We start from the raw sequence: 18,911 nt of genomic DNA on the forward strand, positions 1-18,911 counted from the left end.
AACCTCTTTACTTAACTTCTGTTACGGGAATACTTTCTAAGTCCCATTGCCAGTTTCGTGTCGTTTTTTCGATAGGACGCATTTCAATACAATCTACTGGGCAGGGGGCAACACATAAATCACAACCAGTACATTCATCTATGATGATGGTATGCATTTGTTTTGTTGCACCGATAATGGCATCTACAGGGCATGCTTGAATACACTTGGTGCAACCAATACAGTCTTCTTCAATAATAAAAGCGACTTTAGGTGTGTTATCTGCCTCATGACTTTCGTCCATCGCGATAGGTTCTACGCCCATTAAGTCGGCAATTTTTTTAATGGTTTCATCACCACCAGGGGCACATTTATTGATAGCTTCGCCATTGGCAACTGCTTCAGCATAAGGTTTACAGCCAGGATAACCACATTGCCCACATTGTGTTTGCGGTAATAATTCGTCTATCTGTTGAGCAAGAGGATCTCCCTCAACTTTAAATTTGATTGAGGCATAGCCAAGTAGCGCACCGAATGCTAATCCGATCAACCCGAGAATTAAAATAGCGATAAGAGCGGTCATTAAAATTTCACCAAGCCACTGAACCCCATAAAGGCAAGCGACATTAATCCTGCGGTGATCATCGCAATAGCTGAGCCTTTAAAAGGCTTTGGTATATCTGCATTTGCAAGTTTTTCACGCATGGCGGAAAACATGACCAGTACCAAAGAAAACCCGAGTGCTGCACTGAAACCATAAACAATCGATTCAATAAAGTTATGGCTTTCATACATGTTTAATAAAGCAACACCAAGTACCGCACAATTGGTAGTAATCAAAGGAAGAAATATGCCAAGTGAACGATAAAGGTTGGCACTGGTTTTTTGAACAACCATTTCAGTAAATTGCACCACTACAGCGATGACTAAAATAAACGTCATGGTAGTTAAATACTGTAGTGATAATGGTTCTAACACATAGGTTTGCACTAAATAACTAATTAGCGATGCTAACGTCATTACGAATGTAGTGGCGTAACACATGCCGATTGCGGTTTCAGTTTTTGAGGACACTCCCATAAAAGGGCAGAGGCCAAGAAACTTCACGAGCACGAAGTTATTGACTAAAACCGTGCCCACTAATAATAAAAAGTAGTCAGTCATTTTTTATGCGGAGTTCTTAAAAATTGAGGGTATTATCCGATTTTCTATCAAAGATAACAACAGCTCGATGTAAAAAGTTATGTTGCAAGTGCAACAATTTTTGACGATGTGCTAGCTTTATTACCAAGCGACCGATTTTTCACAAGGTTTTTGCCCTTTGCTAAGCAAAAATATAATGCATTAGAGAACGCCATAGTAGGGTGTTCTCTTTGTGATATGACTTTTATTCATATTCAGAAAACGCTGTTAAAACGCATGGTAAAAATTAACCCACCTAAATCTTCTCTGGTTTACCTATGTAGTAACCTTGACAGCCATCAATAAATAATTTTTCTAAGGTAAATTTTTCTTCTTGACTCTCTACACTTTCTGCTAACACTGTAATGCTTAATCGATGCGCTAAATCTATCATTAATCGAAGGAAATATTGATTGTTTTTGTCTTCATCAATATCGCGAGTATAGGTACTGTCCATTTTAATGAAGTCTGGTTTTAAATCTCGGAAAAATTTAAACGAGGTTAAGCCAACACCAAAGCGCTCTACAGTCACTCTGGCACCTGTGCGATGCAACAAGTCGATAAAACGCTTACTTGTTTTAATATTTTGCTGTAAGCCAAATTCACTAATTTCAAAGACTAAACTTGCACTGATTTTAGGGTCGCGTAATAAGCGTCTTTCTAACCAAATTAAAAAATGTTCATCGCTAATACTTCTAGGGCTTATGTTTATGCCAAAATTTTGGTCAACAAGATTCTTTTTCCCAATCAAAGTGATTGCTTGTTCTATGATCATCCGATCTACTTCTACTATCTTATCTAGCTTTTCGGCCATTGCGATAAACGAAGCCGTTGGCAGCATTTCATTAGAAGAGTTGAGAAACCGTGCTAGGAATTCACCATAAACCTTAGTGGTTCGAGTATTAGGTTTAATGGGTTGAACGAGTAGGGTTACCCGCTGGTTTTCAAGTACACTTTCTATTTCTTGACGCCAATTTTGGTTGCCATAACTGGCGCTATCGCTGCTTAAAATGTTGGTATCTGTTTGTGCATGCCAAGCATTAATTTGTTGTGTTTGGGCAACACTAATTGCCGTATCTGCTAACGCTAAAAGTTCGCCTAGGGGATTATCTTGAGTAAATGAAACCAAGCCAGTGTATGCGACAGAGTCTAAGTCTGAAGATAGTTGAAAGTCATTAAATTTACTGGAAATATTGTCAGCAAAATTTTCAGCTTCTCTCATCGTGGTATTTGGTAAAATACAAGAAAAATCAGAACTGTTAAGCCTAAAAATCTTTGCCCCTTTATAACTTGAAAGGCTATTTTTAATAATTTCAGCAACTTTCGCGATGTAATTATCACCCTCATGATAACCATGAATTTGGTTTATGGTTTGTAGCTCACTGCAACGGGTAATAGTGAGTACACCAAATTCTATATGTTGGTGTTCTAATTCAAAGTACTGAACAAAGCGATTACGGTTTTCGAGCTGAGTAATGCGATCAATGTAGGCATCACTTTCTAATGCTTTAGTATCGTCTATGTGAGTAGATATTTGCTTTTTAATTTCATCAATGCCCGCATCTAGTTCAGGTAAGTCAAACTTTATGGTTTGTTCTTGTACTTCTGTGTTGCCTATCGCGTGATTTAAGTCTTGATTGATTTGTTTATTAATACGCTGAATTATTTCACCATAGCGATTGATACTTAATTTTCCCGCGATAAGTGCTAGCAAAAATGAGCTGATCAATAAAATTAAGGCAAAGCTAAAAAAAATCTTGGTTTCAGATTGAGGGTTTACAGCATATTCGATGCGATATTGATTGTTTTGAACTGCTATTGTTTCATATTGGCTTGCCAAAAGCTTATCAAGCCAAGATAATGATGCTGAATGCTGAAAAATAACGCCTTCATTATTGGTTATTTTTAAGAAAGAAAGTTGTTGATTACGAAGTAAAGATTGTGCAACTTGCTCAAAGGTTGTTTCAGACGATTGTTTAAATAAAACAGAAAGTGTGACGCCGTTTTGATGCTGCTTTTCTGCTACTTGTTGTTTCGCGATAAAAAAAGTCACTGCCAATACGATAATATTAAACAGTAACGCATAAACAATATTGCGAGAAATAATCTGAAAAAACGTAAACATTTTAACCCTTAAATATAACAGCTATATGCTCGCCAGTTTTGCAATCATGAGTTAACCGCTAAAACACCACCGAAGTGTTAAAATAACTTTGTAAAAGACAACTGGTTAGCTGAAAAATTATTATTATGTTCATCGTTATAACACGAAAAACTTAACAATACTAACGCATTGTAATTCCATTAATTTATTCCACTAATTCTTATTGTGTACCTTAGATTGCATAAAATCAATTTCTCTTCTTTAGGATAATAGCGTTTTATCGTAGTTTAGCTGATAAGTCACTTGCGAAACCATCGCTATATCTATATAATCTGTCCGTCTTTTTGACATATCAATCACTGAAGGCGAATAATGGCGTTATCCATTGTCGTTATTGATATGTTAGTTAACCGTAGTGTTAACAATAGCGGGCTTCGGTGAATATGGCCCCTATATGGGGTTTTTTTATATCTGTTGTAAGATATAATACAGCATGATTTATCGCTGGGCTTTAAGCCCTTTTTTTATATCTGGATGAAAAGAAATTGGAGAAGTTGATTGGCTAAATTTGAAGACAACTTAACAGAAATGTTACGCCCAGCAGTAGAAGCAGTAGGCAAAGAGCTTCTGGGAGTTGAGTTTGTAAGTGCAGGGAAACACTCTGTACTTCGTGTGTTCATTGATCACGAAAATGGCATTGTTGTTGATGATTGTGCGGAAGTCAGTCATTCAGTTGGCGCTATATTAGATGTAGAAGATCCAATTAGCACTGAATATAGCCTTGAGGTTTCTTCTCCAGGCCTTGATCGTCCATTATTTTCATTGGCTCATTATCAAGCGATAGTCGGTGAAACCGTAAATATTAAGTTAAATATGCCACTAAACGGACGCAGAAAATTCAAAGGCATATTGGAAAAAATTGAGAATGACACTTTGGTTGTTGTAGTAGACGGTGAGAGTTATGACATTATCTATAGTAATATTGATAAAGGTAACTTAGTGCCGCGATTTGATTAACAACAATTTAAACGATAACGATTAACATATAGGCTAAAAAGCATGAGTAAGGAAGTATTACTAGTTGTAGATGCCGTTTCTAATGAAAAAGCATTACCTCGTGAGAGCATTTTTGAGGCAATGGAAACTGCGCTAGAAACTGCAACGAAGAAAAAATATGAAGGTGATATTGTTGTTCGAGTTGCTATCGATCGTAAATCGGGTGAATTTGATACGTTTAGACGCTGGTTGGTAATTGAAGATAATCAAGAAGCGGAAAATCCATACGCTGAAATGAGCTTATCTGCAGCCCAGTATGATGAACCCGAAATTCAACTAGGCGACTACGTTGAAGAACAGATCGAGTCAATTACATTCGACCGTATTACTACACAAACTGCAAAGCAAGTTATTGTTCAAAAGGTACGTGAAGCTGAGCGTGCTTTGATTGTTGATTCATATCAAGATCAAGTTGGTGAGTTAATAACAGGGGTTGTTAAAAAAGCGAACCGTGACAGTGTCATTCTTGATCTAGGTAATAATGCTGAAGCGGTCATTTACCGTGATGACTTATTACCGCGTGAAGTATTTCGTCCGGGAGACCGTGTTCGAGGCTTATTATATGCAATTAAGCCAGAAGCGCGTGGCGCACAATTATTTGTTTCACGTACGAAACCAGAAATGCTAATTGAATTATTCCGTGTTGAAGTGCCTGAAATCGGTGAAGAAATGCTGGAAATTCGTGGTGCAGCTCGTGATCCAGGTTCACGTGCAAAAATCGCTGTTAAGTCAAATGATAAGCGAATTGATCCTGTTGGTGCTTGTGTTGGTATGCGAGGATCTCGAGTTCAAGCGGTTTCTGGGGAATTAGGTGGGGAGCGTGTAGATATCGTTTTATTTGACGATAACCCTGCTCAGTTTGTTATCAACGCAATGGCACCTGCAGAAGTGGCGTCGATCATTGTTGATGAAGACAAACGCACAATGGATATTGCTGTTGAAGAAGGTAATTTAGCAATGGCAATTGGTCGTAATGGTCAAAATGTACGTTTAGCGAGCAACTTAACTGGTTGGGAACTCAATGTGATGACTGTTGACGATATGAACGAGAAGCACCAAGCTGAAAACGATAAAGTGTTAAATCTATTCACTGAGAAATTAGATATTGATGAAGATTTTGCCACGTTATTAGCTGAAGAAGGTTTTACATCTCTTGAAGAAGTTGCCTATGTTCCAACGTCTGAGTTATTAGAAATAGACGGCATGAACGAAGAAATTGTTGAAGAGTTAAGAGACCGCGCTAAAGCCGCATTAACCACACAAGCTTTAGCAAGTGAAGAATCATTAGAAAATGCAGAACCAGCAGAAGATCTTCTTAACCTTGAAGGGTTAGATCGTCACCTAGCATTTGTTTTCGCAAGTCGAGGCGTTATTACGCTTGAAGATTTAGCAGAACAAGGGGTAGATGATATTTCTGATATTGAAGAGCTAGATGAAAAGACAGCAGGCGAGCTAATTATGGCCGCTCGTAATATTTGTTGGTTTAACGAAGAATAATCGCCGGGAGAACTATATAGATGGCATCTGTAACAGTAGAAGAACTTGCCAAAGAAATAGGTGCACCTGTCGAAAGATTGGTAAGCCAGTTATCTGATATTGGTATTGAAAAAGCGTCGGTTGACGAAATTTCACAACAAGAGAAAGAATCATTACTTGATCACTTGCGTAAACAGCATGGTGACGACACAGGCGCTGAGCCAAGCAAAATGACACTAAACCGTAAGAAAAAATCTACGTTAGTGTTAGGCTCAGGAAGCAAAGCTAAGTCAGTACAGGTAGAAGTGCGTAAAAAGCGTACCTATGTTAAGCGCAGTGATGTTGAAGAACAACACGCTCAAGCTGAAAAAGAAGCTGAAGAAAAAGCGTTAGCAGAAGCAAGAGCAAAAGAAGAAGCGGAAGCGAAAGCAAGAGCCGAAGCGGAATTAAAAGCGAAAGCAGAAGCAAGAGCGAAAGCCGAAGCTGAAGCGAAGGCAAAGGCGAAAGCCGAAGCTGAACGTAAAGCCAAGGAAGCGACTAAAGCGAAAGCTGAGCAAATTGAAAAAGTCAAACCCGCAGCACCTGTTGAAAGTGAAGAAGCACGTAAATTACGTGAAGCCGCTGAAAAAGAAGCTGCTGATAAAGCCGAGGCTGAAGCAAAAGCAGCAGCTGAAGCCGCACGTAAACTAGCTGAAGAAAATGAAGCACGCTGGAAAGCGGAAGAAGAAGAACGTAAAAAACATGAAAATGATGTTGTTCACGTTACTTCATCTGTTTATGCGCAAGAAGCAGAAGATGCCGTAGATGCTCAGGAAGAAACGGGTCGTCGTCGCAAGAAGAAAAAAGCGAAAAAAGATGATAAGCCTGTAGCACATGGCAAAGGTAAGAAGAAAACTTTATCTGCTCCGCAAAGTTTAAAACATGGTTTTCAAAAACCTGTTGAAGCGAAAACGAAAGAAGTACGTATTGGTGAAACACTTTCAGTAGCCGAGCTTGCTAATAAAATGGCAGTTAAAGGCGCAGAAGTTGTTAAAGTAATGTTCAAAATGGGCGCTATGGCAACCATTAACCAAGTGATTGACCAAGAGACTGCAGCACTAGTTGCTGAAGAAATGGGTCATGATGTTGTACTCGTGAAAGAGAATGCGCTAGAAGAAGCGGTACTTTCTGATCGTGGTGACATAGGTGAAGCACAAACTCGCGCACCTGTTGTTACCATTATGGGTCACGTTGATCATGGTAAAACATCGTTACTTGACCACATTCGTGAAGCAAAAGTTGCAGCAGGCGAAGCGGGCGGTATCACACAACATATTGGTGCATACCACGTTGAAACTGATGGTGGCATGATCACCTTTTTAGATACCCCTGGTCACGCAGCCTTTACGGCTATGCGTTCTCGTGGTGCTAAAGCAACTGATATTGTTATTATTGTTGTTGCTGCCGATGATGGTGTTATGCCACAAACAATTGAAGCTATTCAGCATGCGAAAGCAGCCGAAGCGCCGATTGTTATTGCTGTGAATAAAATGGATAAAGAATCAGCAGATCCAGACCGTGTGAAAACTGAACTTTCTCAACATGATGTTATCCCAGAAGACTGGGGTGGTGATGTACAGTTTGTTCATGTATCAGCTAAAACAGGTTTAGGTATTGATGAGCTTCTAGACTCAATATTGCTTCAGTCAGAAGTCTTAGAGTTAACGGCTGTTGTTGATAAAATGGCAAGCGGTGTGGTTGTTGAATCTAAGCTTGATAAAGGTCGTGGCCCAGTTGCAACCGTTCTTGTACAAGAAGGTACGCTAAAACAAGGTGATATCGTGCTTTGTGGTTTAGAGTATGGTCGTGTTCGTGCAATGCGTGATGAACTAGGCCGTCAAATTACTGAAGCAGGTCCTTCAATTCCGGTGGAAATTTTAGGCCTTTCGGGTGTACCGCAATCAGGTGATGAAGCTACTGTTGTTAAAGATGAGAAAAAAGCACGTGAAGTTGCGTTATACCGTCAAGGAAAATTCCGTGATGTTAAGTTAGCACGTCAGCAAAAAGCGAAACTTGAAAACATGTTTACTGACATGGCTGAAGGTGAAGTTTCTGAAGTTAACGTGGTACTTAAATCTGACGTTCAAGGTTCACTTGAAGCGATTTCTGATGCGTTAGTTAAGCTTTCAACAACAGAAGTGAAAGTGAAAATCATTGGTTCAGGCGTTGGTGGTATTACCGAAACTGACGCTTCATTAGCAGCTGCGTCAAATGCGATTGTTGTTGGTTTTAACGTACGTGCTGATGCTTCTGCGCGTAAAGTCATCGAAACTGAAGGGGTTGATTTACGCTATTACAGTGTAATTTATCACTTAATTGATGAAGTTAAACAAGCAATGAGCGGTTTACTTGCACCAGAATTTAAACAAGAAATTATCGGTCTTGCAGAAGTACGTGACGTATTTAAATCTCCAAAAATTGGTGCAATTGCTGGTTGTATGGTGACAGAAGGTCTTATTAAGCGTAATAATCCAATTCGTGTACTTCGTGAAAACGTTGTGATTTACGAAGGTGAGCTTGAATCATTAAGACGCTTTAAAGATGACGTACAAGAAGTGAGAAAAGGTACTGAGTGTGGTATCGGTGTTAAGAACTATAATGACGTTAAAGTAGGCGATCAAATCGAAGTATTTGAAATCGTTGAAGTACAACGTAGCTTGTAGTGTTTAATGATATTGTTCCCCTTTATTTTTAAGTTGAATTAAAATAAAGGGGGAGAACAATAACGCACAACTAGATTTTGACGGTGTTGAAAAATAGTATAATGAAATGGGGGCTTTGCCCCCGTTTTGATTTCATAAGAGTTTATATTGAATCGGGGTTTCTATGAGTAGAGATTTCTCACGCACTGATCGCGTAGGTCAGGAAATTCAAAAAGAAGTGGCAATGATCATTCAACGTGAAGTAAAAGATCCGCGTTTGGGTATGGTAACGGTTAATGCAGTTGAGGTTACTCGTGATCTTGCCTATGCCAAAATTTACGTCACATTTTTTACACTAGAAGGGCAAGATGCTGAGCAGTCTATTGCACTTCTAAATGAAGCATCGGGTTTTATTCGGAGCTTATTAGCAAAACGCATTAAAGCGAGAATTATGCCTGAATTACGCTTTGTATATGACAAATCAATGGTTGAAGGTGTGCGTATGTCTTCGCTTGTTGATCAGGCTGTTGCTGACGATGAGCAGCGAAAGTCAAAGCATAAAGGTGATGACGAGTAATGGCAAAAAGAAGAAAAGGAAGGCCGGTCAACGGTATTGTATTACTTGATAAGCCTTATGATATTTCATCGAATAAAGCCTTACAAAACGTTAAACACATTTATTTTGCACAGAAGGCTGGACATACAGGTGCGCTTGATCCGTTAGCAACAGGTATGTTGCCGATTTGTTTAGGAGAGGCGACTAAGTTTTCTCAGTTTCTATTAGATACAGACAAAACCTATCAAGTGACCGCAAAGCTTGGCGTTAGAACCACAACCAGTGATATTGATGGCGATATTGTTTCAGAAAAGCCAGTTAATGTCAGTGAAACACAAATTTTAACAGCACTTGATAGCTTTCGTGGCAAAACGCAGCAAATACCGTCAATGTTTTCAGCATTGAAATATCAAGGTCAGCCTCTTTATAAATATGCACGCGAAGGCATAGAAGTACCACGTGAGTCACGTGAGATAGAAGTGTTTAATTTAGAAGTATTACGCATTGAAGATGGTGAAGTAGATCTAGAAATACATGTATCAAAAGGGACTTATATTCGTACTATTGTTGATGATTTAGGCGAATTGTTAGGTTGTGGTGCTCATGTTAGCGCGCTTAGGCGTGTGAGTGTTGGCAGTTATCCCCGTGATAAAATGGTTACATTGACGCAGCTTGAAACACTATTAGCAGAAGCTAAAGAGCAAGATATTTCACCATCGTCATTACTTGACCCATTATTATTACCGATGAATACAGCAGTGGTTGATTTACCCTCAGTATTTGTTGATGACATGAGTGCAGCTTTTTTAAGAAGAGGAAATCCCGTGCAAGCAGCAAATGCACCAAGTGATGGAGTAGTGCAAGTTTATATTGATAATGACAATGAACCTGAATTTATTGGTGTTGGTGTTATTGATGATAATGGCTTAGTTGCGCCAAAGCGAATTACCGTTGTAGAGCCAACTTAACTGCTATTAGCAATAGGGCTTAGTGCGAATAAATATTGCAAAATTAATGTTTGTTGGTAGAATACGCGCTCTTTTAGAACGTCTTGCTGGTTTAGTGTTCGGCTTGACGCGATTTTTAAACACTAATTTAAGGTATAAACTATGTCTTTATCAGTAGAGCAAAAAGCAGCTATCGTTGCTGAATACGCAACAAAAGAAGGTGATACAGGTTCACCGGAAGTTCAAGTTGCTTTGTTAACAACTCAAATCAACCACTTACAAGGTCACTTCAAAGAGCACATCCATGATCACCACTCTCGTCGTGGTTTATTACGCATGGTTAGCCAACGTCGTAAGTTACTTGATTACTTAAAAGGCAAAAATGTTGAACGTTATTCAGCATTAATCGCTAAATTAGGTCTACGTCGTTAATCGATGCTGACTTGATAAAAAAGGAGCCAATGGCTCCTTTTTTACTTTTTTATGTACATCAAAAATTACATCAATAGGTATTATTCGCCTAATTCTATTGCTATGGCATCAACTATTTTCTTTGGTTGGCCAATATACAAGTTGTGATTTAAAAGTATTAACTCATCATCTACTGCTAATAACAAAGCAGGAATAGCTTGCGTACCAATAATTTGTTGAATTTCATCGATATCACCTATGGCATACTCAGCTTCTTTACAGAGTTTGCTTGCTCTTAAGCTTTTTGCTGGTGGAGATAATTTTAGTGTGTCGATGGTAGGTTTAACATCTTGTTCTGAAGAAAGTGCATTACCATGTTTAAAATGTTGCTCTTGAAGGTTAGCTAATAAATTCAGCGCTTTTCCTTGTGCTTTTTGTTCTACCCAACTCATTAAGTTTGCTATTAACGTAGAATCTTGTCTTTGTTCACATTGTTGTTTATATGCGTCACTAAAGGTAACGGTTGATAATGACTCTATGTCTTTCAATTTTGCTGCATCTACAGCGTTATCACCATGATAATAAGCACAGTGTAAAGTATGAATAGTAATGTCATTGCGGGCTTTTGCGATTTCGGCAAGTAAAGGGCTGGCAGCATAGCTCCATGGGCAATGACTGTCATAAATAAAGAAAATTTCTGCGGACATAGTAAAACTAAAAACCTGAGTGTAAGAATACACTAATTTTATCGCGAATAGGGTAAATATGCATCCGTTATCTCTTTATAATAATGAATAATGCAGCAGTGAAAATAAAAAGTGCTGTTCAAATATTCCACTTTATGGTATAAAGTGCGCCGCTAAAACTGACACAGTACACAAGTAAATTGTTGTTGTGTTGGTTTTACAATAACGAGGTATTCAATAATGAATGCCTACTACTTAAACTCACATACATCTAGCAAAGATATATCGGGGTGCGCGATTTTCGCGTCGAATATATTGGGTGTATGAACGCTTAACCCCAAAAGGAAAATATTATGCCAAACGTATCAATGCGTGACATGCTTAAAGCAGGTGTTCACTTCGGTCACAAAACTCGCTACTGGAACCCAAAAATGAAATCTTACATTTTTGGTGCTCGTGATAAAGTTCATATTATCAACTTAGAGCAAACAGTTCCTATGTTCAACGAAGCCTTATCTTTCTTATCTGGTGTTTCATCGAAAAAAGGTAAAGTATTATTTGTTGGTACTAAGCGTGCTGCAAGTGAAGCAATTAAAGATGCTGCTATTAAGTGTGACCAATTCTACGTTAACCACCGTTGGTTAGGTGGTATGTTGACTAACTGGAAAACAGTTCGTCAATCAATCAAGCGTTTAAAAGATCTTGAATCACAAAGCACTGATGGTACTTTCGAAGCATTAACTAAGAAAGAAGCATTAATGCGTACACGTGAAATGGAAAAGCTTGAGAAAAGCCTTGGTGGTATCAAAAACATGGGCGGCTTACCAGACGCTATTTTCATGATTGATGCTGACCACGAGCACATTGCTGTTAAAGAAGCAAACAACCTAGGTATTCCAGTAATCTCAATTGTTGATACTAACTCTAACCCAGACGGTATCGATTACATTGTGCCTGGTAACGACGACGCCATTCGTGCAGTAACGCTTTACACTGATTCTGCAGCTAATGCTGTATTAGAAGGCCGTGAGCAAAACATCGCTGTTCAAGCTGAAAAAGACGGTTTCGTAGAAGCTGAATAATTCACTTTTCAACACATGTCGATTGCCATAATAGCGTCATGCTGTTGTGGCAATCTGTTAAAACTTATTCGAATTTTGAGGAATTAACTCATGGCAATTACTGCTGCTCTAGTTAAAGAATTACGTGAACGTACTGGCGCTGGTATGATGGATTGTAAGAAAGCCTTACAAGAAACTGACGGCGATATCGATTTAGCCATTGAAAACATGCGTAAATCAGGCCAAGCGAAAGCTGCTAAAAAAGCAGGTAACATCGCTGCTGAAGGGCAAATCATGATCAAAGACGGTGCTCTAGTTGAAGTTAACTGTCAAACTGATTTTGTTGCAAAAGATGAAAACTTCTTAGCATTTGCTAATGAAGTTGTTGCTGCAGCTGCTGCGTCTAAGCCTTCAATTGAAGAGCTACAAGCACAATTTGAAGAAAAGCGTATCGCACTTGTTGCTAAAATTGGTGAAAATATCAATGTACGTCGTGTAGCTTATGTTAATGGTGCTTCTGCCTCTTATAAGCATGGCGCAAAAATTGGTGTTGTTGTAGCGGGTGAAGGTGATGCAGAATCACTTAAACACGTTGCAATGCATGTTGCGGCTTCAAAGCCTGAGTATGTAAACCCAGAAGATGTACCTGCTGAAGTTGTAGAGAAAGAAAAAGCAATTCAAATTGACATCGCAATGAACGAAGGTAAGCCTGCTGAAATCGCTGAAAAGATGGTTACAGGCCGTATGAAGAAGTTTACTGGTGAAATCTCACTTACTGGTCAAGCGTTCATCATGGAACCTAAGCGTACCGTTGGCGACGTATTAAAAGAGAAAGGCGTTTCTGTTTCTTCATTCATTCGCTTAGAAGTAGGTGAAGGTATTGAAAGAAAAGAAGAAGATTTTGCTGCTGAAGTTGAAGCACAAATTGCTGCGGCTAAATCTTAATCGAAAGTTGGCTAATAATTGAGTGAAAACACTCTTTTTATTATTTAGACTTCCGATAGTTCGCTAAACGTATTAAAATAGCCGCGGTCATAAAACCGTGGCTATTTTTTTATCAGCTATATTAGCATTACATCAACACAGGAATGTTTTTTATATGAGCACCAATCCTAAACCAACATATCGTCGCATCCTATTAAAACTCAGTGGTGAAGCCTTAATGGGCGATGAAGGATTCGGTATCGATCCTAAAATATTGGATCGTATGGCACAAGAAATTAAAGAACTTGTTGAAATGGATATACAAGTTGGACTTGTTATTGGTGGCGGAAATTTATTTCGCGGTGCGGGCCTTGCAGAAGCAGGGATGAATCGCGTAGTTGGTGACCAAATGGGTATGTTAGCGACAGTCATGAACGGTTTAGCCATGCGTGATGCGCTTCATCGTGCGTTTGTTAATGCGCGTTTGATGTCAGCGATTGATTTAGCCGGGGTATGTGATACGTATAACTGGGCTGAAGCCATCAGTTTATTAAAGTCTGGCCGGGTCGTTATTTTCAGTGCAGGTACTGGTAATCCGTTCTTTACAACTGATTCTGCAGCCTGCCTTAGAGGCATAGAAATTGAAGCTGATGTTGTTTTAAAAGCAACTAAAGTTGATGGTATCTTTTCTGATGATCCCGTAAAAAACCCTGAAGCTGAACTCTATAAACATTTAACGTACCAGGAAGTATTAGAAAAAGAATTAAAAGTAATGGACTTGGCGGCATTTACTTTGGCTAGAGACCATAGTATGCCTTTACGTGTTTTTAACATGAATAAACCAGGTGCGTTGAAAGCTGTGATCATGGGGAACGAAGAAGGTACCATCATAGATCATGCAGAAAACTTAGCATAATTGTACAACGTAAGGATTATCAACGTGATTGAAGAAATCAAACAAGATGCGCAAGAGCGCATGAAAAAAAGCATTGATTCACTTAAAAATAGCTTAAATAAAGTAAGAACAGGCCGTGCCCATGCTTCACTTTTAGATAATATTACTATTGAGTATTATGGTGTTGATACGCCGCTTAATCAAGTGGGTAATGTTTCAGTTCCTGATGCTCGTACTATTGCAGTGACTGTTTTTGATAAAAGCATGATATCAGCAGTAGAGAAAGCAATTATGTCCTCTGATCTAGGATTGAATCCTTCATCGCAAGGCACATTAATTCGAATCCCGTTACCGCCACTGACAGAAGAACGTCGTAAAGATTTAGTAAAAGTGGTAAAAGGTGAAGGTGAAAACGGCAAAATTGCTATTCGTAATATTCGTCGTGATGCAAATTCTGACATTAAAACACTGAATAAAGAAAAAGAAATTAGTGATGATGAAATGCACCAGTCAGAAGATGAAGTGCAAAAAATTACCGATATTTATATCAAGCAAGTCGATGAAATTCTTGCTGATAAAGAAGCAGAGTTAATGGAAATTTAACGCTTAAAAGTATGTAATAACGTCGCAGCTACCACTGCGGCGTTTTTTATATCTTGTTGATTGTCAATGGAGTTTTTGTGTCACAATCATTAAATGCTGACAATATTGATCTTACCCCCCAACATGTTGCCATCATCATGGACGGCAATGGTAGATGGGCGCAACAACGTGGTAAATCGCGTGTTGTGGGTCATAAAAATGGCGTCGAATCGGTTCGTGCTGTGGTTTCTACCGCGAGAAAACAAGGCGTGAAAGCGCTAACCTTGTTTGCTTTCAGTAGTGAAAATTGGCGTCGTCCGGAGCAAGAAGTAGGTGTATTAATGGATTTATTTATGTTAGTGCTAACGCGTGAAGTTAAGAAGCTACATAAAAATAATATCCGTTTCCAAGTTATTGGTGATACCTCAAAATTTTCATCCTCTTTGCAAGAGAAAATTACTGCAGCAGAAAAGCTAACACATAAGAACGATGCCATGGTATTGTCGGTGGCGGCAAATTATGGAGGTCGTTGGGATATCACTCAAGCGGCTCAAAAACTCGCCATTGAAGTTCAGCAGGGTAATATCGATGCGCAAGACATCACTGAGTCAAGCATTGATCAATATACCAGCTTAGCTGACTTGCCGGAGCTTGATTTGTTAATCAGAACTGGTGGTGATTACAGGATCAGTAATTTCTTATTATGGCAAGCAGCATATGCCGAGTTTTATTTTACCGATATTTTATGGCCTGATTTTCAAGAACAGGCTTTTTGTGAAGCTTTAGCAAGCTTTAGTGGCCGAGAAAGGCGCTTTGGTCAAACGGGTGACCAAGTTAAGGAAAACAGATAACAACCAACAATTACATATATAAGGGTTATCTTTTGTTATTAAAACGTATTATTACAGCTTTGGCATTAGCCCCATTAGCAATTTGGGCTATTTTTTATATGTCGCTGGAACATTTTGCTTATTTCATTATGGTGGTGATGGCCATCGGAGCGTGGGAATGGGGGCCTTTAATGGGCTTTAAAAACAACCGTCGGCGTTTGGCGTTCGTTGTGGCCACTGTTACGTTAATTTCCTTATTATGGTATCAAATACCTTTGTTTGCGTTATGGCAAGATCCCATGGTGTTAAATCAACATGTCAGTTATTTATTATGGCTAGCTGTCGTGTGGTGGCTTTTATCTGCAACGTTAACATTTTTATACCCTCGGTGTAGTAAGTTTTGGTCAAGTCATCGCTCAGTGCGAGGTTTATTTGGTTGGTTAACACTTGTTCCTACTTGGCTTGCATTTATGGTGTTAAGAACAAATCATTATCAAGATGACCCATATCACGGTGCACAATTGATTATGTTTTTATTTTTGATGGTGTGGGCTGCAGATATCGGTGCTTATTTTGTTGGTAAGTCAATTGGTAAACATAAATTAATGCCCAACGTGAGCCCTGGTAAAACGATGGAAGGTTTTATTGGCGGTGTTATTTTTGCCTGTATATTAATTGCAATAGCAGGGTATTTTTTGGATTGGCAAAGTAAACAATATTTAACGGCTATTGGTGTTACTGCCTTGATTACAACAATTTCAGTGCTTGGCGATTTAAATGAAAGTATGTTTAAACGACAAGCTGGCATTAAAGACAGTGGTTCTATTTTACCCGGTCATGGTGGTGTACTTGATCGTATTGACAGCTTAACGGCAACAGCCCCAATATTTGCTCTGTGTTACGCTTTTTTTGGATGGTCTTAAAGTTATATGATACGTAACGTTTCAATTTTAGGGTCAACGGGCTCCATTGGCACCAATACGCTTGACGTTATTAAGCGTCATAAAACCCAGTTCAATGTTGTGTCTTTATCTGCTAATAGTAATGTTGCTTTGATGCTAGAGCAATGCCAACAGTTTCTTCCTAAAACAGTCGTTATGGTAGACCCTACAGCTGCTGCCGACTTAAAAGCTCAATTAGCAAAAGTTTCACTCGAGCATATTCATGTAAATAGCGGTCATGATGCACTTGTTGACATTGCTGGGTGTGAAAGTGTTGACACAGTGATGGCTGCCATTGTTGGTGCTTCAGGGTTATTACCAACCCTGTCAGCGGTTAAAGCCGGAAAGCGCGTATTGCTAGCGAATAAAGAAGCGTTAGTCACATCGGGACAAATTTTTATTGATGCTCTTAATAATTCACAAGCGCAATTATTGCCTATTGACAGTGAACATAATGCAATATTCCAGTGTTTACCTTCCAATGAACAACAAGCGATAGGTCATTGTCAACTTAAGAAAAATGGCGTGAGTAAAGTGTTGCTTACCGGTTCAGGTGGACCGTTTAGAACACTCGATAAAGCAAAACTTCAACATGTTACGCCTGAACAAGCATGTTCACACCCTAACTGGGATATGGGGAAGAAAATATCGGTTGATTCGGCCACGATGATGAATAAAGGGTTGGAGTTTATCGAAGCAAAATGGTTATTTAATGTGTCTCCTGACGATATTCAAGTGGTATTGCATCCGCAAAGTACCATTCATTCTATGGTGCAATATAAGGATGGCTCAGTTATCGCGCAAATGGGTAACCCTGATATGCGTACGCCTATCGCACATGCTTTAGCCTTTCCTGACAGAATTGATGCGGGCGTAGAGCCGTTAGATTTTTTTAGCACCCCCTCGTTTGATTTTGAACAGCCAGATTATGAGCGCTATCCTAATTTGAAGTTAGCGATAGAGGCTTGCAAATATGGGCAAGGAGCATGCACCGCTTTAAATGCTGCGAACGAAGTTGCAGTATCTGCGTTTTTAGCTAAAGAAGTTAAATTTACCGATATTTTCAAAATAAATGAAACTTGTGTGAAAAATTTTGTCTCACAACAGGTAGAATCAATTGAAGAGGTTGTGGCATTGGATATACTCGTTCGTGAGTTTGCCAGAGAACAAGTGTTAATGATAATGAAAGCTGGTAGTGACAAAAATAAGGTAAGTAATTCATGATTGAATTTTTATGGAATCTTTTGTCTTTTATCGTAGCATTGGGCATTTTAATTACCGTTCATGAATATGGCCACTTTTGGGTTGCGCGTAAAAATGGCGTGAAAGTACATCGCTTTGCTATCGGTTTCGGTAAACCCTTATGGCGAATCTATGACAAACATGGCACTGAGTTTGTTATTGCAATGATCCCGCTTGGCGGTTACGTGAAAATGCTAGATGAGCGTGTGGATGACGTTGATGATGCAGATAAACATGCCACTTTTAATAGTAAAACAGTTTATCAACGCATTGCGATTGTTGCTGCTGGACCATTAGCCAACTTTCTTTTTGCCATTGTCGCTTTTTATTTAATGTTTATTCTTGGTATGCCAAGTGTAAAGCCCGTGATTGGGCAAATAACGCCATCGTCCATTGCTGAACAGGCATTGTTAACGCCTAATAGTGAAATAGTAGAAGTAGCAGGACAACATACCATTGATTGGCAAGCAGTAAATTTAGCGTTAATTGCTAATATGGGCGAAGAAACCATTGCTATTAAAACACGATCAAGCGATAGTGCCTCAGTAAGAGAGTATCAATTAAATACCACCGATTGGCAGTTTTCACCAGAAAAGCAATCAGCGATAGAAAGTATCGGCTTACGACCATATATGCCGAAAACGTATACTGAGATTGCGCTAGTTGAGGAAAATAGCCCAGCCGATAAAGCAGGTTTACAAGAGTCAGATCAAATACTTGCGATTGAAAATGAAAAAATTAAAGATAATTGGCATAAATTTACGGAACTAATTAAAAGCTACCCCAATCAAACCATCGTGCTCGACGTAGAACGTGCCGGAAAATTGCTTACTATTGACGTTACGCCACAGGCAAGAGACGTAAATGGTAAAACGGTTGGTTATTTAGGTTTAGCACCCAAGGTTGATCCTTACCCAAAAGCGTATCAAATAGAGATATCGTACGGTATATTTGACGCCTTAACGCAAAGTTTAGTAAAAACATGGCAACTTGTGACACTAAGTTTTGATATGATAGGTAAATTATTGACGGGTGATGTATCAGTCAAGAATTTAAGCGGTCCGATAGCAATAGCTCAAGGTGCTGGTGATCATGCAGGTTATGGTTTTGTTTATTTTTTAGGCTTTTTAGCGCTAATTAGTATTAATTTAGGCATAATTAACATTTTACCGGTTCCAGTACTTGATGGCGGACATTTAGTTTATTACTTTATAGAGCTTTTAACGGGTAAACCGGTATCAGAAAAAGTACAAGAAATAGGTTTTAAATTTGGTACACTAGCCATATTGGGCTTGATGAGTATCGCTCTTTTTAACGATTTATCGCGGTTATAAATAACAATAAGTAGTTAAGTTTAG

At 39.0% G+C, this 18,911-nt stretch carries 18 protein-coding genes; 14 read left to right on the plus strand and 4 right to left on the minus strand.

Translation table 11 applies throughout. The features are described from left to right. Positions 1 to 7: 7 nt before the first annotated feature. The 3 genes from rsxB to QUE72_RS06690 all read right to left on the minus strand — a co-directional run bounded on the left by rsxB (position 8) and on the right by QUE72_RS06690 (position 3,286). A complete protein-coding gene (gene rsxB, locus QUE72_RS06680) occupies positions 8 to 562 on the minus strand; it encodes an electron transport complex subunit RsxB (RefSeq protein WP_074498445.1) in 555 nt (184 codons plus the stop codon). Further along, complete coding sequence (rsxA, locus tag QUE72_RS06685; protein WP_074498444.1) at positions 562 to 1,143, minus strand: electron transport complex subunit RsxA; 582 nt, start codon at positions 1,141 to 1,143, stop codon at positions 562 to 564. The genes rsxB and rsxA overlap by 1 nt, the downstream gene beginning before the upstream one ends. 274 nt (positions 1,144 to 1,417) lie before the next feature. Next, positions 1,418 to 3,286, minus strand: coding sequence for an EAL domain-containing protein (locus tag QUE72_RS06690; protein ID WP_286272329.1), 1,869 nt, complete (start codon positions 3,284 to 3,286; stop codon positions 1,418 to 1,420). Positions 3,287 to 3,823: 537 nt separating this feature from the next. On the opposite strand from QUE72_RS06690, the gene rimP reads away from it, so the two are divergent. The 6 genes from rimP to rpsO all read left to right on the plus strand — a co-directional run bounded on the left by rimP (position 3,824) and on the right by rpsO (position 10,413). Next, positions 3,824 to 4,282, plus strand: a complete 459-nt coding sequence (gene rimP, locus QUE72_RS06695) for a ribosome maturation factor RimP (RefSeq protein WP_074498442.1) — start codon at positions 3,824 to 3,826, stop codon at positions 4,280 to 4,282. A 42-nt stretch (positions 4,283 to 4,324) separates the two neighbouring features. Beyond that, complete coding sequence (gene nusA, locus QUE72_RS06700; protein WP_074498441.1) at positions 4,325 to 5,818, plus strand: transcription termination factor NusA; 1,494 nt, start codon at positions 4,325 to 4,327, stop codon at positions 5,816 to 5,818. 20 nt (positions 5,819 to 5,838) lie between these two features. After that, positions 5,839 to 8,499: a translation initiation factor IF-2 gene (infB, locus tag QUE72_RS06705; RefSeq protein WP_074498440.1), complete on the plus strand. Its 2,661-nt coding sequence runs from the start codon at positions 5,839 to 5,841 to the stop codon at positions 8,497 to 8,499. A 163-nt stretch (positions 8,500 to 8,662) separates the two neighbouring features. Continuing rightward, positions 8,663 to 9,055: a 30S ribosome-binding factor RbfA gene (gene rbfA / locus QUE72_RS06710; protein ID WP_074498439.1), complete on the plus strand. Its 393-nt coding sequence runs from the start codon at positions 8,663 to 8,665 to the stop codon at positions 9,053 to 9,055. Further along, positions 9,055 to 10,002: a tRNA pseudouridine(55) synthase TruB gene (truB, locus tag QUE72_RS06715; protein WP_286272333.1), complete on the plus strand. Its 948-nt coding sequence runs from the start codon at positions 9,055 to 9,057 to the stop codon at positions 10,000 to 10,002. The genes rbfA and truB overlap by 1 nt, the downstream gene beginning before the upstream one ends. A gap of 141 nt (positions 10,003 to 10,143) precedes the next feature. Continuing rightward, positions 10,144 to 10,413, plus strand: coding sequence for a 30S ribosomal protein S15 (rpsO, locus tag QUE72_RS06720; protein WP_074498437.1), 270 nt, complete (start codon positions 10,144 to 10,146; stop codon positions 10,411 to 10,413). 80 nt (positions 10,414 to 10,493) lie between these two features. Here rpsO and QUE72_RS06725 read toward each other — a convergent pair whose 3' ends face one another. Beyond that, positions 10,494 to 11,099, minus strand: a complete 606-nt coding sequence (locus QUE72_RS06725) for a thioredoxin domain-containing protein (protein ID WP_286272334.1) — start codon at positions 11,097 to 11,099, stop codon at positions 10,494 to 10,496. Between the two features lie 332 nt (positions 11,100 to 11,431). On the opposite strand from QUE72_RS06725, the gene rpsB reads away from it, so the two are divergent. From rpsB to rseP, 8 genes are all read left to right on the plus strand, one after another. Continuing rightward, the gene (gene rpsB / locus QUE72_RS06730) at positions 11,432 to 12,160 is read left to right on the plus strand and encodes a 30S ribosomal protein S2 (protein ID WP_074498435.1); all 729 of its coding nucleotides are present in this window, start codon (positions 11,432 to 11,434) and stop codon (positions 12,158 to 12,160) included. A gap of 90 nt (positions 12,161 to 12,250) precedes the next feature. Beyond that, a complete protein-coding gene (gene tsf / locus QUE72_RS06735; RefSeq protein WP_286272335.1) occupies positions 12,251 to 13,084 on the plus strand; it encodes a translation elongation factor Ts in 834 nt (277 codons plus the stop codon). A gap of 154 nt (positions 13,085 to 13,238) precedes the next feature. Further along, on the plus strand, positions 13,239 to 13,979 hold the full coding sequence (pyrH, locus tag QUE72_RS06740; protein ID WP_074498433.1) for a UMP kinase: 741 nt from the start codon (positions 13,239 to 13,241) through the stop codon (positions 13,977 to 13,979). A 24-nt stretch (positions 13,980 to 14,003) separates the two neighbouring features. Then, entirely contained in the window at positions 14,004 to 14,561 is a 558-nt protein-coding gene (gene frr, locus QUE72_RS06745; protein ID WP_074498432.1) for a ribosome recycling factor, read from the plus strand. Between the two features lie 77 nt (positions 14,562 to 14,638). Further along, complete coding sequence (gene uppS / locus QUE72_RS06750; protein WP_407704959.1) at positions 14,639 to 15,391, plus strand: polyprenyl diphosphate synthase; 753 nt, start codon at positions 14,639 to 14,641, stop codon at positions 15,389 to 15,391. Between the two features lie 32 nt (positions 15,392 to 15,423). Continuing rightward, positions 15,424 to 16,293, plus strand: coding sequence for a phosphatidate cytidylyltransferase (locus QUE72_RS06755; RefSeq protein WP_074498430.1), 870 nt, complete (start codon positions 15,424 to 15,426; stop codon positions 16,291 to 16,293). 9 nt (positions 16,294 to 16,302) lie between these two features. Further along, positions 16,303 to 17,535 carry a 1-deoxy-D-xylulose-5-phosphate reductoisomerase gene (ispC, locus tag QUE72_RS06760; protein ID WP_286272953.1) on the plus strand — a complete coding sequence of 411 codons (1,233 nt, stop codon included), beginning with the start codon at positions 16,303 to 16,305 and terminating at the stop codon, positions 17,533 to 17,535. Next, entirely contained in the window at positions 17,532 to 18,887 is a 1,356-nt protein-coding gene (gene rseP / locus QUE72_RS06765) for a sigma E protease regulator RseP (RefSeq protein WP_286272337.1), read from the plus strand. Before ispC ends, rseP begins: the two co-directional genes overlap by 4 nt. The last annotated feature ends 24 nt before the right edge of the window (positions 18,888 to 18,911 follow it).

The organism is Thalassotalea hakodatensis, from assembly GCF_030295995.1.
In the GTDB taxonomy this organism is placed as follows: domain Bacteria; phylum Pseudomonadota; class Gammaproteobacteria; order Enterobacterales; family Alteromonadaceae; genus Thalassotalea_C; species Thalassotalea_C hakodatensis.

Coding starts and splice junctions, on each gene's coding strand:
- rpsB (WP_074498435.1), top strand. CDS start 11,432: ATGCCAAACGTATCAATGCGTGACATGCTTAAAGCAGGTGTTCACTTC.
- rbfA (WP_074498439.1), top strand. CDS start 8,663: ATGAGTAGAGATTTCTCACGCACTGATCGCGTAGGTCAGGAAATTCAA.
- rsxA (WP_074498444.1), bottom strand. CDS start 1,143: ATGACTGACTACTTTTTATTATTAGTGGGCACGGTTTTAGTCAATAAC.
- QUE72_RS06690 (WP_286272329.1), bottom strand. CDS start 3,286: ATGTTTACGTTTTTTCAGATTATTTCTCGCAATATTGTTTATGCGTTA.
- tsf (WP_286272335.1), top strand. CDS start 12,251: ATGGCAATTACTGCTGCTCTAGTTAAAGAATTACGTGAACGTACTGGC.
- nusA (WP_074498441.1), top strand. CDS start 4,325: ATGAGTAAGGAAGTATTACTAGTTGTAGATGCCGTTTCTAATGAAAAA.
- truB (WP_286272333.1), top strand. CDS start 9,055: ATGGCAAAAAGAAGAAAAGGAAGGCCGGTCAACGGTATTGTATTACTT.
- rpsO (WP_074498437.1), top strand. CDS start 10,144: ATGTCTTTATCAGTAGAGCAAAAAGCAGCTATCGTTGCTGAATACGCA.
- rseP (WP_286272337.1), top strand. CDS start 17,532: ATGATTGAATTTTTATGGAATCTTTTGTCTTTTATCGTAGCATTGGGC.
- pyrH (WP_074498433.1), top strand. CDS start 13,239: ATGAGCACCAATCCTAAACCAACATATCGTCGCATCCTATTAAAACTC.
- rsxB (WP_074498445.1), bottom strand. CDS start 562: ATGACCGCTCTTATCGCTATTTTAATTCTCGGGTTGATCGGATTAGCA.
- QUE72_RS06725 (WP_286272334.1), bottom strand. CDS start 11,099: ATGTCCGCAGAAATTTTCTTTATTTATGACAGTCATTGCCCATGGAGC.
- infB (WP_074498440.1), top strand. CDS start 5,839: ATGGCATCTGTAACAGTAGAAGAACTTGCCAAAGAAATAGGTGCACCT.